Raw genomic sequence first — 26103 nt, 5'->3', positions numbered from 1 at the left:
ACGGGAGCAAGAGATGATCAATACGCTGCTATATCGCATCCTGCTGGCCGTCCCCACCATGCTTGGGGTGGCGGTAATCTGTTTTATGTTGGTGCAAATAGCACCGGGCGACCCGCTGGTGTCGGTGATGCCGCCGGACGCCTCGGAGTCGCTGCGTCAGACCTTAATGCAGGCCTACGGCTTTGATAAACCGCTGCCGCTACAGTTTGTTCACTGGCTGTGGCGGGCGCTGCACGGCGACCTGGGCATGTCGGTTGCCACCGGGCGCCCGGTGATTGGCGAAGTGATGACGGCGGTGACTTACTCCCTGCGCCTGGCGCTGCTGGCGACGGTGATTGGCTTTGTGCTGGGCAGCCTGTTTGGTTTTGTCGCCGGATACTTTCGCAACAGCATTATCGACCGCCTGGCTTCGGTACTGTCGGTGTTTGGCGTTAGCGTGCCGCACTACTGGCTGGGGATGCTGCTGGTCATCATTTTTAGCGTCAAATTCGCGCTGCTGCCGGCGACCGGCGGCGGGCCGATTGGCGAAGTCGGCTGGCAGTGGGACTGGGAACATCTGCAGTTTATGCTGCTGCCTGCTTTTACGCTGTCGGTGATCCCAACCGGGATTATTGCCCGCACCGTGCGTTCGCAAGTGGCGGACATTCTTAGCCAGGAGTTTATCGTCGGCCTGCGCGCCCGGGGGCTCAACGAGTCGCGAATCTTTCTGCACGTGGTGAAAAACGCTGCCCCGACCGCGCTGGCGGTGATGGGGTTACAGGTGGGCTATCTGATGGGCGGTTCCATTCTGGTGGAAACGGTCTTCTCCTGGCCCGGTACCGGGATGCTGCTGAACACCGCCATTTTCCAGCGCGACCTGCCGCTATTGCAGGGCACCATCTGGGTGCTGGCGCTGTTCTTTGTGCTGCTCAATCTGCTGGTGGATATTCTGCAAACCACTCTCGACCCGCGAATTAAGAGGAGCTGACGATGGTGGATACCGTGACAACCAAAGGCATTCCCGTTTCTGCAACGACGGTCGCCAGACAAGGCTACTGGCGCGGCGTGTTCAGCCGACTGCTGCGCGACCCCGGCGGCGTCTTTGTCGGCGCGATCATTCTGATCCTGCTGGCGCTGGCGCTGTTTGGTCCTTGGCTGATAGTTAAAGACCCTTATCAGACCTCCATGTTTTTACGCCTTAAACCGATTGGCACCGACGGCTTTGTGCTGGGCTCCGATGAGCTGGGACGCGATATGCTCTCAAGGCTGATTCTCGGCACCCGTCTGTCGCTGTTTATGGGCATTGTCCCGGTGGTGTTCGCCTTTTTTATCGGCGGCGCGATCGGCATTATCGCCGGATACGCGGGCGGTAAAACCAACACCCTTATTATGCGTACCGTCGACGTGTTTTACGCCTTCCCGTCGGTTCTGTTGGCGATAGCGCTCTCCGGCGCGTTGGGCGCAGGCATCGGTAATGCGCTGCTGTCGCTGACCCTGGTATTTGTCCCCCAGGTGGCGCGTATCGCCGAAAGCGTCACCGCTCAGGTGCGGCATATGGATTATATCGACGCTGCCCGCGCCACCGGGGCCAGCGCGTTCACTATTATTCGCGTGCAGGTGCTGGGCAACGTTTTAGGGCCGATTTTTGTCTTCTCTACCGGGCTGATTTCAGTGTGCATGATCCTCGCTTCCGGTCTCTCTTTTCTGGGCCTTGGCGTTCGTCCGCCTGAGCCGGAGTGGGGGCTGATGCTCAACACGTTGCGCACGGCAATCTATACCCAGCCGTGGGTGGCGGCCTTGCCCGGCCTGATGATTTTTATCACCTCCATTTCGTTCAATATCCTCGCGGACCGCCTGCGCGCGGCAATGGCGATTAAGGAGTAAGCGATGCAACCCTTTATCAATATCGACCTTGGCGGACCGGCTCAGCCGCTGCTGAAGGTCAACAATCTGCTGAAACATTTTCCTGCCGGTGGCGGCAAAAAGCGCGAAGTGGTGCAGGCGGTGGATGACGTTAGCTTTACGGTGGTCAAAGGCGAAACCCTTGGCGTAGTAGGGGAGTCGGGCTGCGGTAAATCAACCACCGCCCGGCTGCTGATGCAACTGCTTAAGCAGGATAGCGGCGAGCTGATTTTTGATGGCCTGGAGGTCGGTTCATCGCGCCTGCCGATGAAAGAGTATCGCCGTCAGGTGCAGATGGTCTTTCAGGATAGCTACGCGTCGCTGAATCCGCGCATGACCATGGAAGAGAGCATCGCGTTCGGCCAGCGGGTACACGGCGTTAGCGCCAAAGAGGCCAGCGAATATGCACGCTATCTGCTGGCGCACGTCGGCCTCGAGCCTGGGCGCTTTGCCCATCGCTATCCGCATGCGCTCTCCGGCGGCCAGCGCCAGCGCGTCAACATCGCCCGCGCGCTGGCGATGAAGCCCCGGCTGGTCATTCTTGATGAAGCGGTCTCGGCGCTGGATAAATCCGTTGAAGCCCAGGTGCTGCAATTGTTGCAGGAGCTTAAGCGAACGCTGGCGCTGACCTATGTGTTTATCAGTCACGATCTGCACGTGGTGCGCTGGCTGTCGGATCGCATTCTGGTGATGTACCTCGGCGAGGTGGTGGAGATTGGCCCGGCGGAGCAGCTGTTTACCGCTTCAGCCCATCCCTATACCCGCGCGTTGTTAAGCTCGATGCCGTCGATGGATCCGCAACATCGCACCTTAATCTCCCCGCTGAGCGGCGATCCGCCCAGCCCGATTTCACCCCCTTCCGGCTGTCGGTTTCATACCCGCTGTCCGCATGCCAGAGCGGTGTGCTCGCAGGTGAAGCCAAAGCTTGAAAGCGTCGGTGAAGGACATCAAAGCGCCTGCCTGATGGCGCAGCCCGCGTCGCCCTGGCATCAGAATATCGCCATCCAGGAGGTGAGCCATGTCGCATGAAGCTTATGTCCATATCCGCGATCTGCGGGTGGAGTTTCGCCGCGACGGCCAGACGGTCAACGCGGTTAACGGCGTCTCCTTTGATGTGCAAAAGGGCGAAGTGATGGCGCTGATCGGTGAATCCGGTTCCGGGAAAAGCGTCACACTACGCGCCCTGATGCGCCTGCATCCGCCGAAAAGCAGCGTGCTTTCCGGCACAATGCGGGTGGGGAAGGAAGAGGTGCTGACCATGAGCGCTTCGCAGCTACGGCGCTATCGCGGCGCGCGCTGCGCGATGATTTTTCAGGAGCCGCTGCTGGCCTTCGACCCGGTCTATACCGTGGGACAACAGATTGTTGAGGGGCTGCGCCGCCACGAAGGGCTGTCGCGTCAGGCTGCGCGGGAGCGGGCGCTGGAAGCGCTGCGCCAGGTGCGCATTCCCAGCCCCGAGCGGCGGCTCGACGCCTATCCGCACGAGATGTCCGGCGGGATGCGCCAGCGGGCGATGATTGCTCTTGCGCTCTCCTGCAATCCGCAGCTGCTGCTGGCGGATGAGCCGACCACCGCGCTGGATGCGACGGTGCAAATCCAGATCCTGATCCTGCTGCGCGAGCAGCAAAAGCAGCGCGACCTGTCGATTATCTTCGTGACTCACGATATCGGCGCGGCAGTGGAGATTGCCGACCGGGTGGCGGTGATGTACGCCGGGCGCATCGTTGAAGAGGCGTCGATTGAGGATATTTTATACCGCCCCCGTCATCCCTATACCCAGGTGCTGTTAGGCAGCCGCCCGAAAGAGGGGCTGAAAAAGGGCGACGCGCTGCACTGCATCCCCGGTTCGCCGCCCGATCTCTCGCGCCTGCCGCCAGGCTGTGCCTTTGCCGAGCGCTGCCCGCACGCGCGACCAGCCTGCGCCGAGAGCCAACCAACGACAGAACAGGTAGGGTCGCGTCATGTGGTGAGCTGCCATCGCTGGCGGGAGCTGAATGCGTCCGTTGAAAACCAGGCGCTTTACGCCTGAATCACAGAGGAGACCAACATGCAGGATGACCTTCGCGCCTTTATGCCCTATCCGGCGCACCCGGTGGCGCATGCCTTAAGCGGGCCGCTGAGCGGGCTGACCTTTGCGGTCAAAGATTTGTTCGACGTGGCGGGCTACCCGACCGGCGGCGGCAACCCGCACCTGCTGGCGCTGTCCGGAATTAAAAAACGTACCGCCCCGGTGGTGCAAACGCTGCTGGATAACGGTGCGCGCTTTATCGGTAAAACCCATACCAGCGAGCTGGCGTATTCGATGAGCGGGCACAACGTGCATTATGGCACCCCGCGCAACGGGGCCGCGCCCAATCATATTCCCGGCGGCTCTTCGTCCGGCTCGGCGTCGGCGGTATCGAACGATGCCTGTGATTTTGCCATCGGATCCGATACCGGCGGCTCAGTACGCACTCCCGCCAGCTATTGCGGATTGTACGGCCAGCGTCCGACCCACGGGAGAATCTCCCTCGACGGCTGTCAGCCGCTGTGTGCCACCATGGACACCTGCGGCTTCTTCGCCCGCTCGCCAGAGGTCTTTTCTGCCGTTGCCGCCTGCCTGTTCAGTGATGAGAGAGTGGATATTAGCCGCGTTCGGCTGGCCAGCCATGATGGGCTATTTTCCCGTCTGCCGCCGCGCAGCCAGCAGGCCCTGCGACCGGTTCGTCAGCGGCTGGAGCACTTTTTTGGCATGGTTTCACCCTTGAGCGAATCGCTGCCGGAGGTGGACGAGATCTATCTCGCCTTCCGCCAGATTCAGGGCTACGAAGCGTGGCAGGCGCAGGGTGAAACTATTGAGCGCTACGGCCTGCAATTGGGCCCGGATGTGCGCGAACGCTTCTTTTGGGGCAAAGCGGTGACTCGCGAGCAGTTTGAAACCGCCTGTCAGCTGCGCGAGCGTTTTAGCGCCTGGTGGGACGCGCAGCTCGGCGATGCGGTGCTGGTGATGCCAACGGTCCCCGACGGCGCGCCGCTGCTGACGGCGCAGGCTGAAGAGATAGAAGCGGTTCGCCGCCTGTCCCACGACCTGCTGTTAATTTCCGTAATGACTCAGCGTCCGCAGGTGACGCTGCCGGTTACTCAGGTGGGCGGTTTACCGCTGGGGATTTCATTTTTAGGGCCACGCGGCAGCGATCGTCTGCTGGTTGAGCTGGCCGCCGCGTTTATGCAAGGAGACCGAAATGAGCAGTGATGTCCTTTTTACCCCGATGACAGAGACCACCGATTGCCGTGTTAATGGCGAGCGCCTGTGGGATTCGCTAATGACGCTGGCGGAAATCGGCGCGACGCCGAAGGGCGGCTGCTGTCGTCTGACGCTCACCGATCTCGACCGGCAGGGGCGCGATCTGGTCATTAGCTGGGCGCAGGCGGCCGGGATGAGCGTCACCGTAGATAAAGTCGGCAACGTCTTTATGCGTCGGGAAGGGCGTAACCCAGCTCTGCCGCCGATTGTCTCCGGTAGCCATATTGATACCCAGCCAACCGGCGGCAAATTTGACGGTAACTACGGCGTGCTGGCGGCGTTGGAGGTGGTGCGTACCCTGAACGATCTGGAGATTGAAACCGACGCGCCGATTGAAGTGGTGTTCTGGACCAATGAAGAGGGTTCGCGTTTTGTGCCGGTGATGATGGGCTCCGGGGTGTTTGCCGGGGTATTTCCGCTGGAGACTATCTACGCCGTGAAGGATGCGCAAGGCAAAACCGTGGGTGAGGAGCTGGCGCGTATTGGCTATATCGGCAGCCAGACGCCGGGCGACCACCCAATTGGCGCTTACTTCGAAGCGCATATTGAGCAGGGGCCGATTCTGGAAGATGAAGAGAAAATCATTGGTATCGTGCAGGGCGTGTTGGGTATTCGCTGGTACGACTGCGTGGTAAGCGGTCAGGAGTCCCACGCCGGGCCGACGCCGATGCGCCTGCGCAAGGATGCGTTACAGGTCGCGACCCGCATTATGCAGGAGGTGGTGGCGATTGCCGGACGCAGCGAAGAGGGGCGCGGCACGGTAGGGATGGTGCAGGTCTATCCGAACAGCCGCAACGTGGTGCCGGGCGAGGTGACCTTTTCGATTGATATGCGCAATCTTAGCGATGAGCTGGTGGATGCGATGGACCGCCAGTTGCGCGAGTTTATCGGCTGCGTCGAGCAGGAGAGCGGCCTGAAGGTGGCCCTGAAAGAGGTGAGCCACTATCCGGCAGCACCGTTCCACCCGGATTGCCAGGCGGCGATTGCCGGAGCCGCCCAGCGCCTCGGTTATCCGGCGCGGGAGATTGTATCCGGTGCCGGTCATGACGCGGTGTATATGAGCTATCTGGCACCGACCGGGATGATTTTTATCCCCTGCAAGGACGGCATCAGCCATAACGAAATTGAGTACGCCTCGCCGGAACATGTTGAGGCCGGAGCCAACGTGCTGCTGCAGGTGATGTTGCAGTACGCGCGAGCGGTGTAGAGGGCCAGGGATTGGCATCGTCTGCGGTTTGTAGCCCGATGTGATGGACACCTCCCACCTTACGGCATCAGAACGTGCCAGACTGGAAGTGTTACCTGCAGTCCACAGGAGGAGGTGTCCACCATGAATATTAAACGTATCGGTCTTGACCTGGCAAAAAATGTCTTTCAGATCCATGCTGTGGATCACCATGAACATGTCGTCGTACGGAAATCTCTCCGCCGCGCCCACATGCACGCTTATTTCTCTCAGCTGGCTCCCTGCACCATCGGGATTGAAGCCTGCGCATCATCCCACTACTGGTCCCGCGAACTCACCCGCATGGGGCATACCGTGCGCATTATTCCCCCGAAATTCGTCAAGCCTTACCTCAAAGGCAACAAGAATGATGCCAACGATGCCGAAGCCATCTGTGAAGCCATCAGCCGCCCCGCCATGCGCTTCGTCGCGGTTAAGACAGAGCGCCAGCAGACCCTTCAGGCGGAGCATCGCGTGCGGGCCAGAGTGATAAAAAGCCGCACGGCGCTGTGCAACGAGATACGGGGCTTTCTGGGCGAATTCGGCGTGGTGCTGCCGGTCGGCATCAGCCAGTTGCGTAAGGCGCTGCCGGAGATACTGTCACAGCAGGAGCAGTGGGATGACCGGTTTATGCGCCTGCTGTGCGAGCTGGCCGAAGAGCTGCGGATGCTGGATGACCGGGTGGCGGGGCATGACCGGCGGCTCGCAGAGGCGGCGCGGGAAGATATCTGCATCCAGCGGCTGATGAAAATAGAAGGTATCGGCGTGATAACCGCCAGCGCGATGGTGGCGTTGTTGGGTGACGCGACGCAGTTTAAGAACGGTCGGGAGATGGCGGCTTATGTGGGGCTGGTTCCCCGGCAGCACTCAAGCGGCGGTAAGCAGCAGCTGGGGCATATCAGCAAGCGGGGTGACAGCTACCTGCGTACGCTGGTCATCCACGGGGCACGGTCAGTTCTGAAGACATGTGCAGGCAAAGAAGACCGGCGGAGCCAGTGGCTGCAGTCGGTGGCGGAAAGACGGAACCGGAATATCGCGACGGTGGCGCTGGCGAACAAGAATGTGCGGATAGCGTGGGCGGTGATGAGTCGCGGAGAAGATTACCATGGCTCACGGGTCGCCGGTTAACCGACGCCCCGTGAGCCATGCAGTAAAAAGAGCAGTAACCCTGTCGTGAGATTGCGAAGCGATTTAGCGTGATGAGTAACCGGTAAGACCAGCACCTGAGAAATCCGGCCTGTCCGAAGGCTCCCTGCGAAGCAAAGCCGATAGCCCGAAAGGAAGCAGGTGCGCAGAACACATCATGGCCCGGGTACGACGGTACCGAAAGAGAGGCCGGATATACGAACGCAACTTACCCTGGTGACTCACACAAAAAATAGCTTGCATCACGGGAGGTGTCCATATACGGACAGGCGCGTCAAGCGCCGCCTCCGGGAATGTATATGGATTCCGTTCACCGCTATCCCGCAGAAAATGTATTTCTGTCGAACGTGAACGGGTAAAGGGGGTGAAAACCGTCTCCCCCTTTACAATCCCCACGGTCCCGCCAGGAAATCGGTGCTGCGCACTACGCTCACCTCCCGGTCCTCAGCCTGCGGTCGGCTCAACTCGACATCACTGTCTCGATTCGCCTCTGTCCGCCATCCCTGGCGGCCAGCCCTTGTCTTCGGACCTCCGGTTCGCCGATTTCAGCGGGCGCCAGGGCATCGCTGTGAGTTCTGTTGTTTCAGAAAGATATTTGTCGCTACCGGTGATTTACCCCGGAGGCGGCGCTTGACGCGCCTGTTCGGGCTACCAGGCCCCCTTCTGGCGGCTAAATTTACGCGAGCCGACAACGCACAGAACCACTCCCAACGTCACCGCCAACATCACTGGGCTCACGGTTTCGTGCAAAAGCGCCGCCGACAGAGCCAGCCCGAAGAACGGTTGTAGTAGCTGAAGCTGTCCGACGGCGGCGATACCGCCGATGGCCAACCCTTTGTACCAGAAGATAAAACCAATCAGCATGCTAAATAGCGACACATAGCCGAGCGCGGCCCAGGCTGAAATTGATATCGCGCGCCAGGACTCGGGCTGCGTCATCAACGAGGCGATCAGCATAAAAGGCAGCGCAATAATCAGCGCCCAACTGATCACCTGCCAGCCGCCTAATTCCCGGGTCAGCTTTGCGCCTTCGGCATAGCCCAGGCCGCAGGCGATAACCGCCGCCAGCATCAGCAGATCGCCGCTGAGCGAAGCTGCCGCATTTTGCATCAGCGCGAACCCCACCACCAACAGGCTGCCAATAATAGAAAAGGCCCAGAACGCGCGACGTGGACGTTCCCCGCCGCGCAGCACGCCAAAAATGGCCGTCGTTAGCGGCAGCAGGCCAAGAAAAACGATCGAATGAGCCGAGGTAACGTGCCGTAACGCCAGTGCCGTCAGCAGCGGAAAGCCAATCACCACGCCCAATGAGACAATCACCAGCGGGAAAAGCTGCGACAGGCGCGGGCGTCTCTGGCGAAAACTCACCACCAGGATGATGGCCAGAATCCCGGCGATAGAGGCGCGCAGATAAGTCAGCAAGAACGGGTCCATATCCAGCACCGCCAGACGCGTCGCGGGCAGCGAGCCGCTAAAAATAATGACCCCCAGTAAACCGTTGAGCCATCCCGACCATGACCCCGGATCTATTTTGTGAACCGCTGAATCTACCACGCTAACCTCGCTATATTGGATGTGCTGTACTGACTTGAGCAATGTCTGAGGCGATGGTAGTGTGCCCAATATAATACAATCAAATTATTGTCATAGATACATTCACCGATGAAAGCCCGATACAAAGCCATTGTTGATCGCTACGCGCAGGCGATTCATAGCGGGAAGATGCCCGCCGGAACCCGTCTTCCCACGCATCGCTCCCTTGCGGCAGATGAACATATCTCGCTGGCCACGGCCACGCGCGTGTATCACGAACTGGAAGCAATGGGGCTGGTCAGCGGTGAAACCGGGCGCGGAACCTTTGTACGCGACATCTCGCTCCCGCCGGGGCACGGCGTCGATCAGCAGGTGATAGCTGCCGATGTCGTAGATCTGAACTTCAACTATCCTTCGCTGCCGGGGCAGGGGGATGCGCTGCGCGAGGCGCTCAGGCAGCTTGCGATGGCGGGGGATATTGACTCTCATCTGCGCTATCAACCCCATGCCGGGCGGGTCGCAGAGCGTGAAATTATCGCTCGTCATTTGACCGGCAACCGCTTTGCTCCTGACGCGGAAAATGTGCTGATCGTCAACGGCGCTCAGCACGGGCTGGCGGTGACCGTGATGGGGCTTCTGCGACCGGGCGATGTAGTGGCGGTAGATGCGCTAACCTACTCAGGTTTTAAAGCCCTGGCGGCGCTTTATCATCTGGAGCTGGTGGCGATTCCCTGTAGCGCCGAGGGACCGGATCTCCATGCGCTTCATCAGCTATGCCAACAGCGGCGCGTGCGGGCGGTTTATACCATGCCGACGCTGCATAATCCGCTCGGCTGGGTACTGAATCACCGCCAACGACAGGCGCTGGCTGATCTCGCGCGCCAGCACGATCTGCTGATTATTGAAGATACGGCCTACGCCTGGCTGGTTCTTAATCCACCTCCGCCAGTGGCCAGCTATGCGCCGGAAAGAACGGTCTATGTCACCGGTTTTTCAAAAAACGTGGCTACTGGTCTGCGCGTGGGGGCGGTTATCTGCCCGTCGCACTACCGGCCCGAGATTGAGCGCGCTATCCGCGCCACGACGTGGAATACCCCTTCGCTGATGAGTTCGCTGGTCTGCGCCTGGATTGAAGACGGCACGGTTGCACGCTTTGAAACGCAGAAACGACAGGACGCGCGGCAGCGGCAGCGGGTTGCCCGTGAGGTTCTCGGTGCGCTTCCCTTAGTAAGCCATCCGGATTCGTACTTTCTTTGGCTGCCTCTGGGTGAGGAGAGCCGGGCCGACCGGCTGGTGAAAACGCTGATGGAGCGTAATATTTCCGTTTCGACGGCCGAGCCGTTTTGTGTTTCCACCCACGTCCCGCAGGCGCTGCGTATCGCCCTCGGATCCGTTCCTCTCGATAACCTGCGTGCGGCGCTGCTTAAAGTTCGCGACGCCGTGGAGTTTGAGCAATACCGCTAACCCATCTGCGCCAGCTGACCGCGCAGCACTTCAACCCCTTGCTCAATAGCGTCGGGGTTAATGGCATGGAACCCCATGCGGAAGAAGTTACCCGGCGGCGCGTTGCTGAGAAAATGCCGCGCGCCGGGTTCAATCAACACCCCCGCATGAGCGGCGCGCCAGGTGAGCTGCTGAGTATTGATTTGCTCCGGCGTGGATAGCCAGAACGCATTGGCGTGCTCGCTGCCGGGAATAATCCGGCACTCCGGCAGGTGATGTTGCAGCGCGTTGTTGAGCCTGTCCCAGCGCTGGGCCGAGTCGTAATGGTAGCGCCGCAGATGCGTTTCATAGTGGCCCTGGGCAAGGAAGTGGGCCATCTGATACTGAATGTTGGTCGGCGGATGACGATACATCAGACGGCGCAGCGCCCGCGCTTCATCAATCAGGTCCGGGTCGGCGACCATAAAGCCCAGCCGCAGACCTGGCGACAGCGCCTTTGACAGGCTGCTGACGTAGACCACCCGTCCGCTGCGATCGCTGGCCTTCAGCGCCGGAAGCGGGTTAAGCATAAAGTTACTTTCCGAGTCGTAATCGTCCTCAATAATGACCGCGTCATGGCGAGCAGCATGCTCCAGCAGCTGACTGCGTCGCGCCTTGCTCATCGCCACGCCGGTCGGTACCTGGTGGCCGGGGGTCACGTAGTAGTAATCGCAGGGCGTATCGTTGAGGACAATCCCTTGTTCATCCACCGGGTGCGGCACGATATCCGTATCGGCAAGCAGGAAGGTGTTGATGGCCTCGCGAAAACAGGGGTTCTCCACGCCGACTCGCGTCTTCGACGACATCAGCAGGCGGGTCAGGAGATAGAGCGCGTTTTGCGAACCGAGGGTAATCAGGATCTCATCCGGCGCGGCGACGATGCCGCGCTTGGGCAGCACCCGGGTGCGGATTTGCTCAATCAGCATCGGCACGTCCTGGTCGATATGGTCCACCACCCACGCCGGATCGCGCACCCCGCCATGCAGCCAGTTAGCCGCTGAACGCCAGGTCGCCAGCGGAAACTGGCGGGTATCCGGCTGACCATAGATAAACGGGTAGCGGTAGTTCATCCAGCCTGCTGGTTTCAGAATCGACTCCTGCTGGCTGGGGGTGATTTGCAGCCGCGTGCCCCAGCGCGGTGCAAAACTCTCGTCATGCGGTGCAGCTTCCGGCGCAGTGGAAGGGGAAGCGTGCTGATAATCCGGGTGCAGGTAATACCCGCTGCGCGGGCGGCTTACCAGATACCCCTCGTTCACCAGCCCCTCAAAAACCAGCGCCGTGGTGTTACGCGATACCCGCAGCTGGCTGGCCAGTTGACGGCAGGAGGGGAGCGGCGTGTCGGCGGAAAAAATGCCGCCCAGAATGGCGTTAATCAGCGTCTCGCGCACCTGCTCCTGCAAACCGCGGCGCGGATCGAAATCAACGTGTAACAGGTGTCGGATCATGCTTAGCTCCTTACGCGAACGCTCTGTGCATGAACTGGAGCAAATTCCATACCATCCTGAAAATGACTGACACATCCACGCGGTGAATCTGGCTCTATCCGGAAATTAAAAACGCTCCCTACAGTAAAAACGCATTCATCAGTCGCGGACCGGAACTTCCGTCGGCACATATTTTGCAAAACCTTTTCATGTTCTGGAATGAACACGTCTGGCGAATTAATTAGGGGTGGATTGATGAAAAAATCATTAGGTTCAATGTGTCTGGGGGCCGTTATGGCGATGGCCTTTTCTTATCACGCAGTTGCCGCCGATCTTCCGGAAATAGAAAAATCCGGCACGCTGAAGGTCGCGACCGAAGATGATTACGCGCCGTTTAACTTTATGAATAACGGCCAGGCAGATGGCTTTAACAAAGATATGCTCGATGAATTACGTAAATACGCGAAATTCAATGTCGATCAGAGCATTCTGCCGTGGACCGGATTATTAGCGGCGGTCTCCACCGGCCAGTACGATATGGCGTTAACCGGCGCGGTGATTACCGACGACCGTCTGAAAGTCTTTGATTTCACGCCGCCGTGGGCGTCAGCGCAGCACTATTTTGTCAAACGCGCTGGCGATAATTCACTGGATACGATTGCGAGTCTGAGCGGCAAAAAAGTGGGCGTTCAGGCGGGCAGCGCGCTGCTGGCGCGTCTGCCGGAACTGAAAGCGATGCTGGAGAAAACCGGCGGCAAGCTGGGGCCGGTGGTGGAATATCCTTCCTACCCTGAAGCCTACGCTGACCTTGCCAACAAACGCCTCGATTACGTGATTAACGTGGTTATTTCGGTCAACGACCTGGCGAAGGCCAAGCCAAAGGTATTCGCCAAAGGTCTGGCGGTTTCTGGTCCGGGCTATATGGCATGGCCGATCCCGAAAAACTCGCCGCAGCTGCTGGCTTATATGACCAAATTTATGAACCACATGAAGGAAACCGGCAAGCTCGCCGAGCTGCAGAAAAAGTGGTTTGGCGAAACCTATGACGACCTGCCGACCGAAGCGATTACCAGCCCGGAACAGTTTCATAAATTAGCCGGTCTGTAATGTGTTCTGCGGCGGGTCACCGCCGCCTGTTAAGGTGAAGGAGGGTTTCATGGATGCAATTTCCTGGCAGTTACTGATTGAAGGCGCATGGACGACCCTCTGGATTTCGGCCATCGCCATCGCCTTTGGCGTGGTGATTGGCCTGCTGATTGCGTTGGTGCGAATGCTACGCGTACCGGTTATCGATCAGCTGCTGGTGGTCTATATCAGCCTGGCCCGCGCTACGCCGCTGGTGACGCTGGTGCTGTTCCTGTTTCTTTCTCTGCCTACGGTCGGGATTAACCTCGATAAAAACGTCGCGGCGATCGTGGCGCTGACGCTCAATACCTCGGCCTTCAACGCCGAAATCTGGCGCAACGCTTTTCGTACTTTCCCCCGCGAGCAGCGGGAAGCTGCGGAGTCGGTGGGGATGCGTCGCTGGGCTTACTTCCGCTATATCATGCTGCCGCAAATGTGGATTGAGAGCCTGCCCGCGCTGGTCAACGAGATGTCGTTTCTGATTAAAGGCAGCCCGGCGATTGCGGTGATTGGCGTAGTTGATCTCACCCGCGTCACCAACCGAATTTCCTCCGTCACCTATGAGCCTCTCTCGCCGATTCTGGCGGCGGGTCTGCTGTACGTGGTGATTATTGGTTTGCTGCTGAAACTGCAGGGGATGGCGGAGCGTAAAGCGAAGCGTCTGGCGCGATAAATACAGGAGGTGCTATGAATCAGTGGGCCGTTATCTGGTCGGTGCGCGACAGCTTTATTGCCGGTTTACTCGCCACCCTTGAGCTATTTATTACCGCAGCCATTGCCGGTTTAATTATCGGTATTGTGCTGTGCTATTTAACCGAATATCAAAAGAAAACGCTTAACCGGCTTATTATTGGCTTTGTCAGTTTAATGCGGGCCATTCCGTTTTTGATACTGGCCTATTTGCTCTATTACGGTCTACCGGAAGTCGGTATCAGTATGGAGGCGTGGACCGCCGGATTAATCGCCTTAATTATCTACCACGGTGCTTATTTCTTTGAAATATTGCGCAGTCAGCGCCGGGTATTTTCCGGTGGCTATATAGAAGCCGCGGTGGCGCAGGGCTTTTCACGCTACAAAATATTCCGCCGCATTATTCTGCCCAATATCCTGTCTTCCGCATTACCGTTGATGGGTAACCAACTGATAATTTGCCTGAAAGACACCGCTTTTCTCAGCATTATCACCGTCCAGGAGATAACCGCTGCGGCCAACAGCGTGCAGGCCACTTATTTTATCCCGTTTAATGCCTTTATCGTCGCGATTGGGCTCTACTGGGCTGTCAGCATTCTGCTGGAACTGCTGATTAAACGTCTGAGCGCCTGGGGAGCCAGAAGAGGAATGAGCCATGCATGATACGACTGCTGTAAGCGTCAAAAATGTCTCTAAACAGTTTGATAACGTTGAAGTTCTGCGCGATATCAACCTGACGGTAGAGAAGGGGACCGTAGTGAGCATCCTCGGTTCGTCAGGTTCCGGTAAATCGACGCTGCTGCGCTGCATGAACTGGCTGGAGCAGCCGGATCGCGGCGAGGTGCGCATCAGTGGCCAGCGGCTGGGTATTGATGAAGATAATGGCCGGGCCATGTCCCATCGCCAGCTGTCGAAAATCCGCGAGCGGGTCGGGATGGTGTTTCAGAGCTTTAACCTGTGGCCGCACCTGACCGTGCAGCAGAACGTTAGCGAAGCGCTGCTGCACGTGAAGGGGATGAAGCGTGATGAAGCGAAAGCTATTGCCATGCAGCAACTGGAGAAAGTGGGGATGGCGCATAAAGCCGACGTTTACCCCATTACGCTCTCCGGCGGGCAAAAGCAGCGGGTAGCGATTGCCCGGTCGCTGGCGATGTCGCCGGAGGTGATTTTGTTCGACGAGCCGACGTCGGCCCTCGATCCGGAACTGGTCAACGAGGTGCTGGGCGTGATGAAGGCGCTGGCGGCCGAAGGTTACACCATGGTGGTGGTGACCCACGAGATGGACTTTGCACGTCAGGTATCGGATGAAGTGGTGTTTCTTGAGAAGGGGTTGTTGATTGAGAAAGCGCCGCCGGAGAAGTTTTTCACCAATCCGGATTCCGAGCGCGTCAGGCAGTTTTTGCAGAGCAGCCGATAACAGTGAATCCCGGGTCGCGGGGCGGTAGCCCGATGTGATGGACACCTCCCACCTTACGGCATCAGAACGTGCCAGACTGGAAGTGTTACCTGCAGTCCACAGGAGGAGGTGTCCACCATGAATATTAAACGTATCGGTCTTGACCTGGCAAAAAATGTCTTTCAGATCCATGCTGTGGATCACCATGAACATGTCGTCGTGCGGAAATCTCTCCGCCGCGCCCACATGCACGCTTATTTCTCTCAGCTGGCTCCCTGCACCGTCGGGATTGAAGCCTGCGCGTCATCCCACTACTGGGCCCGCGAACTCACCCGCATGGGACATACCGTGCACATTATTCCCCCGAAGTTTGTTAAGCCCTACCTCAGGGGCAACAAGAATGATGCCAACGATGCCGAAGCCATCTGTGAAGCCATCAGCCGCCCCGCCATGCGCTTCGTCGCGGTTAAGACAGAGCGCCAGCAGACTCTTCAGGCTGAGCATCGCGTGCGGGCCAGAGTGATAAAAAGCCGCACGGCGCTGTGCAACGAGATACGGGGCTTTCTGGGCGAATTCGGCGTGGTGCTGCCGGTCGGCATCAGCCAGTTGCGTAAGGCGCTGCCGGAGATACTGTCACAGCAGGAGCAGTGGGATGACCGGTTTATGCGCCTGCTGTGCGAGCTGGCCGAAGAGCTGCGGATGCTGGATGACCGGGTGGCGGGGCATGACCGGCGGCTCGCAGAGGCGGCGCGGGAAGATATCTGCATCCAGCGGCTGATGAAAATAGAAGGTATCGGCGTGATAACCGCCAGCGCGATGGTGGCGTTGTTGGGTGACGCGACGCAGTTTAAGAACGGTCGGGAGATGGCGGCTTATGTGGGGCTGGTTCCCCGGCAGCACTCAAGCGGCGGTAAGCAGCAGCTGGGGCATATCAGCAAGCGGGGTGACAGCTACCTGCGTACGCTGGTCATCCACGGGGCACGGTCAGTTCTGAAGACATGTGCAGGCAAAGAAGACCGGCGGAGCCAGTGGCTGCAGTCGGTGGCGGAAAGACGGAACCGGAATATCGCGACGGTGGCGCTGGCGAACAAGAATGTGCGGATAGCGTGGGCGGTGATGAGTCGCGGAGAAGATTACCATGGCTCACGGGTCGCCGGTTAACCGACGCCCCGTGAGCCATGCAGTAAAAAGAGCAGTAACCCTGTCGTGAGATTGCGAAGCGATTTAGCGTGATGAGTAACCGGTAAGACCAGCACCTGAGAAATCCGGCCTGTCCGAAGGCTCCCTGCGAAGCAAAGCCGATAGCCCGAAAGGAAGCAGGTGCGCAGAACACATCATGGCCCGGGTACGACGGTACCGAAAGAGAGGCCGGATATACGAACGCAACTTACCCTGGTGACTCACACAAAAAATAGCTTGCATCACGGGAGGTGTCCATATACGGACAGGCGCAACGCGCCGCCTCCGGGACGGTGTTATAGGGGTTCCGTTCACCACTATTTCGCAGAAAATGTCTCACCGCGGTACGTGAACGGGTAAAGGGGGAGAAAACCGTCTCCCCCTTTACAATCCCCGCGGTCCCGCAAAGAAATCGGTGCTGCGCACTGCGCTCACCTCCCGGTCCTCAGCCTGCGGTCGGCTCAACTCGACACTACTCGTCCCATCCCTGGGACTCGCCCCTCCGGGGCCAGCGCAAGCGCTGTTCAAAATTGCTCCGGGCAATTTTGTCCATGTCTAGATTCGCCTCTGTCCGCCATCCATGGCGTCCAGCCCTTGTCTTCGGACCTCCGGTTCGCCGATTTCAGCGGGCACCAGGGCATCGCTGCATATATCGCAGTTTCAGAGATATTCCCGCAGCTGTATGAAGATATCCCGGAGGCGGCGCTTGGCGCGCCTGTCCGGGCTACCAAAACCTCAATCCCGGTCGATTGCGAACGGCTGCCAGGCCTGACGTACCGGCATCACTTCCACCCGATTGATATTCATATGGTCCGGCAGCGTAGCGATATAAAACATCTGCTCGGCAATATCCAGCGCGCTCAGCGGCGTGGTGCCGCGATAAAGATTATCCGACGCTGCCTGGTCACCTTTGGTACGCACCAGGGTAAATTCCGTTTCGGCAATCCCCGGCGCGAGGTCGGTAACGCGCACGCCGGTGCCGAGCAGGTCGCAGCGCAGGTTGTAGCTGAACTGCTTCACGAAAGCCTTGCTGGCGCCGTATACGTGGCTGCCCGGATAGGGCCACTGCCCGGCGATAGAGCCGATATTAATGATGCTCGCGCCCGCGCCGTGGTGAATCAGCGTCGGCAGCAGGGCGTGGGTCACGTTGACCAGACCGGTGACGTTGGTGTCGATCATCGTTTTCCAGTCTTCCAGCTCCACTTTCTGCGCCGGCAGCGGCGACAGCGCCAGCCCGGCGTTGTTAATCAGCGTGGTGATATCAGCGAATTCAGCGGGCAGTGCTGCCACAGCCGCGGCGACCGCATCGCTATCGCGCACGTCGAGTTCGATAATATGCACCGGTACCTTAGCGCTGAGCTTATCCGCTAACGTCTTCAGCCGCTCAACACGGCGTCCGCTCAGCACCAGCGACCAGCCCGCATCGGCGAAAACCTGCGCCGCCGCTTCCCCAAAACCCGAGGTCGCCCCGGTAATAAACACCACTTTGCTCGTTGCCATTTCATTCTCCTGTGCAGGTTGTCGCTCCCACTATAAAAACGCCGCGCGCGTGGGCACAGGGCCAGTCGGCTCGCGGCGATGTGACACGGTGTCACATCATTTTCGCCGTACTGGCTCTATCCGTTTTTCTCAGGCGCAGCCAATGATGATGCCAACAACAACGACATGAGAGAGGGCAGGGTATGAAGCTGGCAATACAGAACGATGTAGCGGTAAGCAATGATGAAGTTCGGCAGCTGGATCGCGCCTACGTATTTCATTCATGGTCGATGCAGGGCAATTTACATCCGCTGGTGATCGCCGGGGCCAAAGGCTGCGAGCTGTGGGATTACGAAGGCAATACGTACCTTGATTTCAGCAGCCAGCTGGTCAACGTCAATATTGGCTATCAGCATCCTCGGGTGCTGGCGGCAATGAAAGCGCAGCTGGAAGAGCTGGTAACCATCGCGCCTGCCACCGCCAACCTCGCCCGTGGCGAAGCGGCGAAGCGTATCGTCGAGCTGGCGCCGGAAGGCTTTAGTAAAGTGTTCTTCACCAACGCCGGAGCGGATGCCAACGAGAACGCTATCCGCATGGCTCGACTCTATACCGGGCGCGATAAAGTGCTCTCTGCCTATCGTTCCTATCACGGCAATACCGGCAGCGCGATTGCCGCTACCGGCGACTGGCGTCGCGTGCCGAACGAGTATTCGCGCGGTCACGTTCATTTCTTCAACCCGTACCTCTATCGCAGCGAGTTTAACGCGACGACGGAAGAGGAGGAGTGCCAGCGCGCGCTGGCGCATCTGCGGCGGATGATCGAGTGCGAAGGCCCGACCGCGATTGCCGCAATTCTGCTGGAGTCTATTCCGGGCACCGCCGGGATTCTGGTGCCGCCAGATGGCTATATGCAGGGCGTGCGGGCGCTGGCCGACGAGTTTGGCATCATGCTGATTCTTGATGAAGTGATGGCCGGTTTTGGGCGTACCGGCAGCTGGTTCGCCTTCGAGCAGGATGGCATCGTGCCGGATCTGGTGACCTTTGCCAAAGGGGTTAACGCCGGTTATGTTCCGGCGGGCGGCGTACTGATTAGCGAACCGATTGCCCGCTATTTTGACGACCATTTCTTTGCCGGAGGGCTGACCTATTCCGGACATCCGCTGGCGATGGCGGCGATTGTCGCCACCATTGACGCGATGAAAGAAGAGAAAGTGGTGGAGAATGCGGCAATGATGGGCAACGAGGTGCTGCGCCCGGGGCTGGAAGCGCTGGCGGAGAAACATGCAATTATTGGTAACGTCCGCGGTCGTGGTCTGTTCCAGGCACTGGAACTGGTCAGCAGCCGCGAACAGAAAACGCCGCTGACTGCTGGGGATATGGCGGCGATTAAGGGCGCGTTAACCGAGGCCGGTCTGCTGGCGTTTGTGGTGGAGAACCGCATTCACGTGGTGCCGCCGTGCACTATCAGCGCCGAGCAGGTAGCAAAAGGCCTGGCGATTTTTGATGCAGTATTCACCCGTTTCGCGAGCCTGGCGAAGTAGGAATCAATTCGCAGAGGGACAGTTCCCTCTCCCCCTTTGGGGAGAGGGTTAGGGTGAGGGGAAAATGTGCGCTCTGATGCCCTCACCCCGACCCTCTCCCACAGGGAGAGGGGAAAATCGCCGTTCCAGTGATACTTCAGTCTACAGGGAGAGGGGGGAAAACCTCATCCCATACGGTGTTCACCGTTCACCAGCGCTTCGCGGTCGAAGAAGCGCTGAATCACGCCCTCCGCCATAAACGCCGCCCGGTCTGACATATGGGCAATCACATCGGCATCGTGGCTGACCAGCAGATAGGTCATCCCGTGCTCCTGCTTTAAGCGGTTGAGCAGGTTAAGAATCTCCGCCTGAACTGACATATCCAGCGCCGACGTTGGCTCATCCAGCAGCAGGACCTTTGGGCGCAGCAGCAGGGCGCGCGCTATCGCCACGCGCTGGCGCTGGCCACCGGAGAGCTGGTGCGGATAACGGCGCGCGGCGTCGGCGGGCAGGCCGACTTGTTCCAGCGCCGTGGTTACCCGCAGCTCAATCTCGCCGATGCCGTGAATCTTCAGCGGCTCCGCCAACGTGCGCCACAGGGTATGGTTCGGATGCAGCGAGGCGTACGGGTCCTGAAACACCATCTGCACGTTGCGCCGCAGCTCGCCCTGAAAACGTACGCCCGACGTAATGGCTTTGCCAAACAGTTCGACGCTGCCGCTCCAGTCGCGCTGTAGCCCTGCTAACACCCGCAGAATGGTTGATTTTCCGCAGCCGGATGCACCGATCAGGCTGAAGGTCTCCCCGGTATCCACGGCAAAGCTGGCCGCTGACACCGCCGTTTTTTCAGCAAAAATAACCTGCAAATCCTTGAGATTAACGACCGCCATGCGCCGCCTCCGTAAAGTCCAGGATTCTGTCGAGGGTGGGCAGCATCTGGCCGTAGGTTTGCGCGTCCGGGCGGCAGGTCCACAGGGTCCGGGTATAGGGATGGGTCGCTGTCGGCAGATCCCGCGCCGCCATCTCATCGACCTTCTCGCCCTGGTACATCACCAGTACCCGATGGCAGTGTTCCGCCACCAACGGCAGGTCGTGGCTAATCAACAGCATCGCCATCTGTCGCTGTTCGCACTGTTCCACCAGCAGTTCGAGGATCTGATTACGCAGCCGGGCGTCGAGGGCCGACGTGGGCTCATCGGCGATCAGCACCTGCGGATTGTTGAGCAAGGCAATAGCGATCATCACCCGCTGGCCCATCCCGCCGGAGAGCTCTCCCGGATAGCGGCTGAGCACCGGTAAATCCAGCCCCACGGCGGCAACGGCGGCTTTGACCGCCTCCAGTCGCGCCCGGCGGTTGAGGCGCTGATGCAGCGTTAATGCCTCCTCCAGCTGTGCCTGAATATTTTTCACCGGATTGAGCGCGTAGCGCGGGTCCTGGAGCACCATGGCGATATCGTTGCCGCGCAGGTCGCGCCAGCCGCGATCGTTAAGCGTCAACACGTTGCGCCCGAGCACGTTGAGCGCATCGGCGCTGACGACACCGGGTTTGCGCACCAGCCCCATCAGGGCGCGGGCGGTCATCGATTTGCCAGAGCCGGATTCGCCGACCAACGCCAGCCGCTCGTTGCCGAGGGTAAAGCTTAAATTGTTTACTACCCTGGCGGCGGGGTAGTCGATGGCGAGTCCCTGAACGGTCAGTCGGGTATCAGTCATGTTGCGGCTCCAGAACGTCGCGGAGGCCGTCGCCCAGCAGGTTAAACGCCAGGCTGGCGATAAGAATGACGGCGCCAGGGGCGGCGGCTATCCACCATTGGTCGAAAATAACCTGCATCCCGTCGGCAATCATTGCCCCCCATTCTGCCATTGGCGGACGCGCCCCGAGGCCGAGGAAGCCCAGGCCGGCGGCGGCAAGGATAATACCGGCCAAATCCAGCGCCAGCCTGACGATAGCTGATGGTAGACACAGCGGCAGAATATGGCCGATCAGCAGTCGCCAGCCGCGAATGCCCATCATCTCCGCCGCCGCCAGATAATCACTGTGGCGCAGGCGCTGAATTTCGCTGCGCGCCTGGCGAGCGTAGGCGGGCCAGGTGGTGAGCGCCAGCGCCAGCGCGCCGTTAACCAGCCCCGGACCGAGCATGGCGACGAAAGCGAAGGCCAGAATTAACCGCGGCATCGACATCACCACGTCAGTAAATCGCATCAGTACGCGTTCGATCCAACCGCCGTAATAACCGGAGAGGATCCCCACCAGCAACCCAACGGGCAAGGTAATCACGGTGACCAGCGCCACCAGCCCAAGTGCCGGGCGTGCGCCGAAAATCAGCCGCGAGAGCAGATCGCGCCCGTAGCTGTCGGTGCCGAGCCAGTGCTGTGCGCTCGGCCCTTGCAGACGCGCGGCGGCGTCCTGCCAGTTCGGGTCGAGCGGGGCCAGCCACGGTGCGAACAGGGCGACCATCAGCAGCAAAACAACAATCGTCAGGCCGCAAAAGGCGGCGGGGGAGCGGCGCAGGCGGCGTAAAAACAGATAAGTCGGCATCAGCGCACCCTCGGGTCGGTCAGCCGCACCAGCAGATCGGTGAGGTTATTAATCAGCACAAAGCTTGCGCCGATAAGCAGCGTGCCGCCCATAATCGCCGTCGTATCGCCAGCAAATAGCGCGGTGGTCAGGTAGCGACCAATTCCCGGCCAGGAGAAAACGGTTTCGGTCAGCACCGCGCCTTCCAGCATTGAGGTATATGCCAGGGCGATCACCGTTAATAGCGTGCCGCGAATATTCGGCAGCACGTGGCGCAGCAGGATGGTCATCTCGCTGGCCCCTTTGGCGCGCGCGAGCAGGATGTACTCTTTGTTCATTTCGCTCAGGCAGGCGGAGCGGGTCAGGCGGGTGATGCTTGCTAGTGAGTAATAGGCCAGCAGCAGCACTGGCAGGAGCAGGTGTCCGGCGGCATTTTTAAACGCTTCTTTATCGCCTGAAAGCCAGGTGTCAATCGGCGCAAAGCCGGTGCGGGGTTCAACGGTGTACTGATAAATATCGTCCAGCCGTCCTGGTCCTGGCGTCCACTGCAATTTGGCGTAGAACAGCGCCAGCATCAGCAGACCGAGCCAGAAAATCGGCACCGAGTTGCCGAGCAGGGTAAACGTGCGCACCGCCAGATCCCACGGCGAGCCGACGAAACGGGCGCACAGGACGCCTGCGATAACGCCGAATAGCGCGCCGATAATTAGCGCCAGCGTCGCCAGTTCCAGCGTTGCCGGGAAGGCAGCGAGCAGGTCGCGGAGCACCGGCTGCCCGGTCGAACTGGCGACGCCGAGATCGCCGTGGGCAAGATTCACCAGATAGTGCCAGAACTGCACCGGCAGCGGCTGGTCGAGGCCGAGCTGGTGGCGTACCTGGTCGTAGGTGGACTGGCTGGCGTGGTCGCCGACGATTTGCAGCACCCGGTCAACCGGCGACAGCGCCGAGAGCGTGAAGGTGACCAATAGCAGGCCGAGCAGGGTCAGTGCCAGCGTCAGCAGCCCCTGAAATAGCGCGAGCAGAGGGCGTTTTGCGCGCCGCTCTGCTCTGGTGGGTAAAACAGCAGACATGGTTATTCCGTCGATAAAAGTACAGTGTTATCAGCTGGTGCGATCTGTTGTTGCAGCCCGGTCAGCGCAGCGCCACCGGGGCCTGCGTTCCCGGAGGCGGCGCGTTGCGCCTGTCCGGGCTACCCGATCGCTCCTGCCCCAGGCGTTACTTGGTTACCCGGTCATACCAGACCATATCGGCGTTAAGGCCCTGCTGATAGCCTTTGACGTTATCGCGAACCACAATCTGGGTTTTACCCTGATCGATAAACACGTAAGGCGAACTGCGCTGCAGCTCTTCCTGCATTTTTTTATACAAATCCAGGCGTTTAGCGGAATCCGGCTCGGCCACTGCCGCCAGGGTCGCTTTATTCAGCTCCGGGATCTGCCAGCCGTTAAGCCCGGCGACAGTGCTGGATTTTCCATCGTTGTAGGCAAAGGCGCTGGCGTTAGAGTGGGCGTCGAAATAGTCCGGGATCCACAGACGAATCGCCGCCTGGTGCTGTTTAGCGCGCACGCGGGCATACACCTGGCTACCGGCAGCCGGCAGCAGATCCACCTTCACGCCGCCCTGGGCAAAGCTTGCCTGCATAGACTGGGCGATGGTGATAAACGGCGGCTTGTTCTCCACATCAAGAGTGAAATGCGCATCTTTGATGCCCGCTTTGGCGAGGATCTCTTTGGCTTTTGCCGGATCGAATTTAAACGGGTTATTGTCCAGCGCACCCGGCAGGCCGACCGGCAGGAAGCTTTGATGGACGAAGTACTGGCCCTTCAGCAGGTCTTTAGTGATGCCATCGTAATCCACCAGCCAGCGTGCCGCTTCCCAAAAGGCTGGGTTTTTCAGCAGCGGGTTGGCGCTGTTGGCGGTATTAAAGGCCAGATAGTTTTGCTCGGCGGAAGGGATGCTGAGAACGTTAACGCCCGCTTTGCCTTGCAGGGCGGCAATCTGATCGGCCCCGAGGTCGCGCGCTACGTCGGCATCACCCTGCTGGATGAGCAGGCGGCGGGAAGCCGGGTCGGGCACGTTTTTAATAATGATGCTTTTTAACTTCGGCGCACCGGTAGGGGTGCTGTCGTTGGCTTCCAATACGATGGCCTGGTGTGGCTGATAGACCCGCATCTTATACGCGCCGCTGCCCGCAGAGTGCATTTTCAGCCAGCCGTTACCGAAGTCATTATCTTTGGCGTTCGGCGCGATCAGCTTCTCATCGACGATAGAGGCGATCGGTGTGGAGAGAATATTCAGCGCCACGGCCGGGCTGACGTCGGCGGTCCAGTGCAGTTCCAGCGTGTGGTCATCCACTTTTTTCAACTGGCTGGCGATGTTATCCGACTGCCAGCCGAGAACGTTGAGAATAAACGCCGGGGACTTATTCAGAGTCACCGCGCGGGTATACGAGAAAATAACATCTTCCGGGCGCAGCGGGTTGCCGGAGGCGAATTTGGCGTCGGGCTTGAGCTTGATGGTCAGCGTTTTTGCCGCCGGATCTGCCTGCCAGCTTTCGGCCAGAATTGGCGTGATTTTTTCAGGGTTATCGCGGTCAGGCTGCACCAGGCGCTGATAGAGGCTCGGTACCGTCTGGATGCTGGAAAGCTCGTTGGCTTCCGCCGGGTCAAGGCTGACAATATCATCAAGGCCCTGAGCAACCACCAGAGTACCAGGCGGCGTGGCGGCGTGAACGGCGGCGGATAATGCGGTCAGTATCAGCAGCGGCAGCAGTTTTTTAGTCATGAGCGATCCCTGAAAAGAGTTATTGTGATTATTGATGTTTCGCTACGTTAGGCCGCTTAATCCAAGGCGTAAAGTCAAAATGCGGATAAGGTTATGCTTAAAAAGCATAACCAATGCCAATGGGTTATTAAGGATAATTATGCCGGGCGTGGCTGGCGGTGGAGAATTTTGATGGTGAAGGTCGGCAATTGAAGCGACTGGAAGATTTTCGCTAACGTAAATAGCCTTTATTGAGTTTTCCACTTCTCTCGTAAAGATGAGATCTTCCCTGAAATCTAGTTAATCTAAACGTTTTCTGAAAAATGATTTTAGCTGGTTAAATATACAGTAGTGTGAGCAGGGAAGGGTATGATGACTGCGGGTGCCTGAGGCTTTCTGAGTTCAGGCTTATTAGGTGAGGATCCAGAAAGACGAAGCCCCAGGAGATGTTCCCATCAACCTGAGGCCTACAATCCAAACCTAGCAGTTGGATAGTAGCCTCTTCTTCGCATGGAGGCAACGAGATGCTGACAAAGTACGCTCTGGTGGCTGTCATAGTGTTATGTCTGACAGCGCTGGGATTCACGTTAATGGTACGCGACTCGCTGTGCGAGCTGAGTATCAAAGAACGTAGTATGGAGTTTAAGGCCGTTCTCGCTTACGAAACGAAGAAGTAGCCGGTATGCGGGGAGCAATCCCCGCCTATCCGCAGGCTGGGTAAGGAACCTTAAGGCACCTTTTTTCTGCTGATGGGGAGCAGGATGGACGGCGAGAGAAAATCGACCGGTTAAAAGTAATAGCGCCGCCACCCCGCATAATTTTTAGCTCAGAGTATTAACGTCAATCACGTCCATACCCGCATTTTTCGCCGCCTCAATCCCAAAACGGGAATCTTCAAAAACGAGGCAGTGTTCTGGCTGTACTTGGATTTCGTTGGCGCACAATAAAAATGTGTCGGCGGCGGGTTTGTGGTTTTTAACCCGGTCTGCGGAGACGATAGCGGCAAAACGCTGGGTTAAATTAAAGCGGTTAAGCAGAATGTCCACGGTACTGCGCTCGCTGCCGGTGCCCAGTGCGAGGGGCTTTTTACCCTGCCACGCCAGTAAAATGTCCATCGCGGGTAAAGCCTGGATTTCCGCCGTCTGTAGCAATTTTTCAATGGCCTGCTTTTTGCGATCGGCCAGTAAGAACGGATCGGCGGTTAATCCTTTTAAGGCGACAACCTGACTGGCGACCTGCCAGGGGGCTGAGCCGTTAAACGGGATGAGTTCTTCTTCAGTAATCACAATATTTTCAGCGGCGAATACGCTTAACCAGGCCTGGCGGTGCAAAGGTTCGGTGTCAAAAAGCGTTCCGTCCATATCAAAAATAAGGCCGTGGTAGTGGCTATACATAACTGTTGCCTGTTTGCTGAAGTCGTTATTAAGGCGGGAGAATGCGGGGAGGGTTCCCCGCATTT

At 58.8% G+C, this 26103-nt stretch carries 24 protein-coding genes; 15 read left to right on the top strand and 9 right to left on the bottom strand.

What is annotated here, in order from left to right; translation table 11 throughout:
- The first annotated feature begins 13 nt into the window (after positions 1 to 13).
- From HV213_RS20845 to HV213_RS20815, 7 genes are all read left to right on the top strand, one after another.
- Positions 14 to 967, top strand: coding sequence for an ABC transporter permease (locus HV213_RS20845; RefSeq protein ID WP_181483145.1), 954 nt, complete (start codon positions 14 to 16; stop codon positions 965 to 967).
- Positions 968 to 969: 2 nt separating this feature from the next.
- Complete coding sequence (locus HV213_RS20840) at positions 970 to 1863, top strand: ABC transporter permease (RefSeq protein WP_181483144.1); 894 nt, start codon at positions 970 to 972, stop codon at positions 1861 to 1863.
- A 3-nt stretch (positions 1864 to 1866) separates the two neighbouring features.
- A complete protein-coding gene (locus HV213_RS20835) occupies positions 1867 to 2910 on the top strand; it encodes an ABC transporter ATP-binding protein (protein WP_181483143.1) in 1044 nt (347 codons plus the stop codon).
- Positions 2900 to 3910, top strand: coding sequence for an ABC transporter ATP-binding protein (locus HV213_RS20830; RefSeq protein WP_181483142.1), 1011 nt, complete (start codon positions 2900 to 2902; stop codon positions 3908 to 3910). Before HV213_RS20835 ends, HV213_RS20830 begins: the two co-directional genes overlap by 11 nt.
- A gap of 18 nt (positions 3911 to 3928) precedes the next feature.
- Positions 3929 to 5113 carry an amidase gene (locus tag HV213_RS20825; RefSeq protein ID WP_181483141.1) on the top strand — a complete coding sequence of 395 codons (1185 nt, stop codon included), beginning with the start codon at positions 3929 to 3931 and terminating at the stop codon, positions 5111 to 5113.
- Complete coding sequence (locus HV213_RS20820) at positions 5103 to 6371, top strand: Zn-dependent hydrolase (protein WP_181483140.1); 1269 nt, start codon at positions 5103 to 5105, stop codon at positions 6369 to 6371. The genes HV213_RS20825 and HV213_RS20820 overlap by 11 nt, the downstream gene beginning before the upstream one ends.
- Positions 6372 to 6494: 123 nt before the next feature.
- The gene (locus HV213_RS20815) at positions 6495 to 7517 is read left to right on the top strand and encodes an IS110 family RNA-guided transposase (RefSeq protein WP_181482387.1); all 1023 of its coding nucleotides are present in this window, start codon (positions 6495 to 6497) and stop codon (positions 7515 to 7517) included.
- A 666-nt stretch (positions 7518 to 8183) separates the two neighbouring features.
- Here the strand turns inward: HV213_RS20815 and HV213_RS20810 are convergent.
- Entirely contained in the window at positions 8184 to 9089 is a 906-nt protein-coding gene (locus HV213_RS20810; RefSeq protein WP_181483139.1) for a DMT family transporter, read from the bottom strand.
- Positions 9090 to 9197: 108 nt separating this feature from the next.
- Here HV213_RS20810 and HV213_RS20805 point away from each other — a divergent pair, with 108 nt between their 5' ends.
- A complete protein-coding gene (locus HV213_RS20805; RefSeq protein ID WP_181483138.1) occupies positions 9198 to 10532 on the top strand; it encodes an aminotransferase-like domain-containing protein in 1335 nt (444 codons plus the stop codon).
- On the opposite strand, the gene pdxR is transcribed toward HV213_RS20805, so the two are convergent.
- A complete protein-coding gene (pdxR, locus tag HV213_RS20800) occupies positions 10529 to 11995 on the bottom strand; it encodes a MocR-like pyridoxine biosynthesis transcription factor PdxR (RefSeq protein WP_181483137.1) in 1467 nt (488 codons plus the stop codon). The genes HV213_RS20805 and pdxR overlap by 4 nt on opposite strands.
- A 234-nt stretch (positions 11996 to 12229) precedes the next feature.
- Between pdxR and HV213_RS20795 the strand changes: the two genes are divergently transcribed.
- From HV213_RS20795 to HV213_RS20775, 5 genes are all read left to right on the top strand, one after another.
- On the top strand, positions 12230 to 13081 hold the full coding sequence (locus tag HV213_RS20795) for a transporter substrate-binding domain-containing protein (protein ID WP_110273234.1): 852 nt from the start codon (positions 12230 to 12232) through the stop codon (positions 13079 to 13081).
- Positions 13082 to 13130: 49 nt separating this feature from the next.
- Positions 13131 to 13772, top strand: coding sequence for an amino acid ABC transporter permease (locus HV213_RS20790; protein WP_181483136.1), 642 nt, complete (start codon positions 13131 to 13133; stop codon positions 13770 to 13772).
- A gap of 14 nt (positions 13773 to 13786) precedes the next feature.
- On the top strand, positions 13787 to 14452 hold the full coding sequence (locus HV213_RS20785) for an amino acid ABC transporter permease (protein ID WP_110273236.1): 666 nt from the start codon (positions 13787 to 13789) through the stop codon (positions 14450 to 14452).
- Positions 14445 to 15206: an amino acid ABC transporter ATP-binding protein gene (locus HV213_RS20780; RefSeq protein ID WP_139538591.1), complete on the top strand. Its 762-nt coding sequence runs from the start codon at positions 14445 to 14447 to the stop codon at positions 15204 to 15206. Before HV213_RS20785 ends, HV213_RS20780 begins: the two co-directional genes overlap by 8 nt.
- Positions 15207 to 15323: 117 nt before the next feature.
- Positions 15324 to 16346 (top strand): IS110 family RNA-guided transposase, encoded by a 1023-nt coding sequence (locus HV213_RS20775; RefSeq protein WP_181482372.1) that lies wholly within the window; start codon positions 15324 to 15326, stop codon positions 16344 to 16346.
- A 753-nt stretch (positions 16347 to 17099) separates the two neighbouring features.
- Here HV213_RS20775 and HV213_RS20770 read toward each other — a convergent pair.
- A complete protein-coding gene (locus HV213_RS20770) occupies positions 17100 to 17864 on the bottom strand; it encodes an SDR family NAD(P)-dependent oxidoreductase (protein WP_181483135.1) in 765 nt (254 codons plus the stop codon).
- A gap of 182 nt (positions 17865 to 18046) precedes the next feature.
- On the opposite strand from HV213_RS20770, the gene HV213_RS20765 reads away from it, so the two are divergent.
- The gene (locus HV213_RS20765; RefSeq protein ID WP_181483134.1) at positions 18047 to 19384 is read left to right on the top strand and encodes an aspartate aminotransferase family protein; all 1338 of its coding nucleotides are present in this window, start codon (positions 18047 to 18049) and stop codon (positions 19382 to 19384) included.
- Positions 19385 to 19548: 164 nt separating this feature from the next.
- Here the strand turns inward: HV213_RS20765 and HV213_RS20760 are convergent, their stop codons facing one another.
- The 5 genes from HV213_RS20760 to HV213_RS20740 form a co-directional block, all read right to left on the bottom strand.
- Positions 19549 to 20253, bottom strand: coding sequence for an ABC transporter ATP-binding protein (locus tag HV213_RS20760; RefSeq protein WP_181483133.1), 705 nt, complete (start codon positions 20251 to 20253; stop codon positions 19549 to 19551).
- Entirely contained in the window at positions 20240 to 21076 is an 837-nt protein-coding gene (locus HV213_RS20755) for an ABC transporter ATP-binding protein (RefSeq protein WP_181483132.1), read from the bottom strand. Before HV213_RS20755 ends, HV213_RS20760 begins: the two co-directional genes overlap by 14 nt.
- Positions 21069 to 21902, bottom strand: coding sequence for an ABC transporter permease (locus tag HV213_RS20750; RefSeq protein ID WP_181483131.1), 834 nt, complete (start codon positions 21900 to 21902; stop codon positions 21069 to 21071). The genes HV213_RS20755 and HV213_RS20750 overlap by 8 nt, the downstream gene beginning before the upstream one ends.
- Positions 21902 to 22951, bottom strand: coding sequence for an ABC transporter permease (locus HV213_RS20745; RefSeq protein ID WP_228288561.1), 1050 nt, complete (start codon positions 22949 to 22951; stop codon positions 21902 to 21904). Before HV213_RS20745 ends, HV213_RS20750 begins: the two co-directional genes overlap by 1 nt.
- A gap of 145 nt (positions 22952 to 23096) precedes the next feature.
- The gene (locus HV213_RS20740) at positions 23097 to 24665 is read right to left on the bottom strand and encodes an ABC transporter substrate-binding protein (RefSeq protein WP_181483130.1); all 1569 of its coding nucleotides are present in this window, start codon (positions 24663 to 24665) and stop codon (positions 23097 to 23099) included.
- A gap of 503 nt (positions 24666 to 25168) precedes the next feature.
- Here HV213_RS20740 and HV213_RS20735 point away from each other — a divergent pair.
- Entirely contained in the window at positions 25169 to 25321 is a 153-nt protein-coding gene (locus HV213_RS20735; protein ID WP_142981114.1) for a Hok/Gef family protein, read from the top strand.
- A gap of 144 nt (positions 25322 to 25465) precedes the next feature.
- Here the strand turns inward: HV213_RS20735 and yqaB are convergent, their stop codons facing one another.
- Positions 25466 to 26038, bottom strand: a complete 573-nt coding sequence (yqaB, locus tag HV213_RS20730) for a fructose-1-phosphate/6-phosphogluconate phosphatase (RefSeq protein ID WP_181483129.1) — start codon at positions 26036 to 26038, stop codon at positions 25466 to 25468.
- Between the last annotated feature and the right edge of the window lie 65 nt (positions 26039 to 26103).

It is taken from the genome of Klebsiella sp. RHBSTW-00484 (assembly GCF_013705725.1).
Lineage (GTDB): Bacteria > Pseudomonadota > Gammaproteobacteria > Enterobacterales > Enterobacteriaceae > Klebsiella.
The sequence above is the reverse complement of the archived record's forward strand: the minus strand, read 5'-3'. Positions and strand labels throughout refer to the sequence as shown.

Bases quoted from the DNA above. Each gene is read 5' to 3' on its own strand.
- HV213_RS20835 (WP_181483143.1), top strand. From the start codon at position 1,867: ATGCAACCCTTTATCAATATCGACCTTGGCGGACCGGCTCAGCCGCTG.
- HV213_RS20820 (WP_181483140.1), top strand. From the start codon at position 5,103: ATGAGCAGTGATGTCCTTTTTACCCCGATGACAGAGACCACCGATTGC.
- pdxR (WP_181483137.1), bottom strand. From the start codon at position 11,995: ATGATCCGACACCTGTTACACGTTGATTTCGATCCGCGCCGCGGTTTG.
- HV213_RS20840 (WP_181483144.1), top strand. From the start codon at position 970: ATGGTGGATACCGTGACAACCAAAGGCATTCCCGTTTCTGCAACGACG.
- HV213_RS20775 (WP_181482372.1), top strand. From the start codon at position 15,324: ATGAATATTAAACGTATCGGTCTTGACCTGGCAAAAAATGTCTTTCAG.
- HV213_RS20755 (WP_181483132.1), bottom strand. From the start codon at position 21,076: ATGACTGATACCCGACTGACCGTTCAGGGACTCGCCATCGACTACCCC.
- HV213_RS20735 (WP_142981114.1), top strand. From the start codon at position 25,169: ATGCTGACAAAGTACGCTCTGGTGGCTGTCATAGTGTTATGTCTGACA.
- HV213_RS20830 (WP_181483142.1), top strand. From the start codon at position 2,900: ATGTCGCATGAAGCTTATGTCCATATCCGCGATCTGCGGGTGGAGTTT.
- HV213_RS20745 (WP_228288561.1), bottom strand. From the start codon at position 22,951: ATGTCTGCTGTTTTACCCACCAGAGCAGAGCGGCGCGCAAAACGCCCT.
- HV213_RS20760 (WP_181483133.1), bottom strand. From the start codon at position 20,253: ATGGCGGTCGTTAATCTCAAGGATTTGCAGGTTATTTTTGCTGAAAAA.
- HV213_RS20795 (WP_110273234.1), top strand. From the start codon at position 12,230: ATGAAAAAATCATTAGGTTCAATGTGTCTGGGGGCCGTTATGGCGATG.
- HV213_RS20805 (WP_181483138.1), top strand. From the start codon at position 9,198: ATGAAAGCCCGATACAAAGCCATTGTTGATCGCTACGCGCAGGCGATT.
- HV213_RS20815 (WP_181482387.1), top strand. From the start codon at position 6,495: ATGAATATTAAACGTATCGGTCTTGACCTGGCAAAAAATGTCTTTCAG.
- HV213_RS20785 (WP_110273236.1), top strand. From the start codon at position 13,787: ATGAATCAGTGGGCCGTTATCTGGTCGGTGCGCGACAGCTTTATTGCC.
- HV213_RS20765 (WP_181483134.1), top strand. From the start codon at position 18,047: ATGAAGCTGGCAATACAGAACGATGTAGCGGTAAGCAATGATGAAGTT.
- HV213_RS20790 (WP_181483136.1), top strand. From the start codon at position 13,131: ATGGATGCAATTTCCTGGCAGTTACTGATTGAAGGCGCATGGACGACC.
- HV213_RS20845 (WP_181483145.1), top strand. From the start codon at position 14: ATGATCAATACGCTGCTATATCGCATCCTGCTGGCCGTCCCCACCATG.
- HV213_RS20740 (WP_181483130.1), bottom strand. From the start codon at position 24,665: ATGACTAAAAAACTGCTGCCGCTGCTGATACTGACCGCATTATCCGCC.
- HV213_RS20825 (WP_181483141.1), top strand. From the start codon at position 3,929: ATGCAGGATGACCTTCGCGCCTTTATGCCCTATCCGGCGCACCCGGTG.
- HV213_RS20780 (WP_139538591.1), top strand. From the start codon at position 14,445: ATGCATGATACGACTGCTGTAAGCGTCAAAAATGTCTCTAAACAGTTT.
- yqaB (WP_181483129.1), bottom strand. From the start codon at position 26,038: ATGTATAGCCACTACCACGGCCTTATTTTTGATATGGACGGAACGCTT.
- HV213_RS20750 (WP_181483131.1), bottom strand. From the start codon at position 21,902: ATGCCGACTTATCTGTTTTTACGCCGCCTGCGCCGCTCCCCCGCCGCC.
- HV213_RS20770 (WP_181483135.1), bottom strand. From the start codon at position 17,864: ATGGCAACGAGCAAAGTGGTGTTTATTACCGGGGCGACCTCGGGTTTT.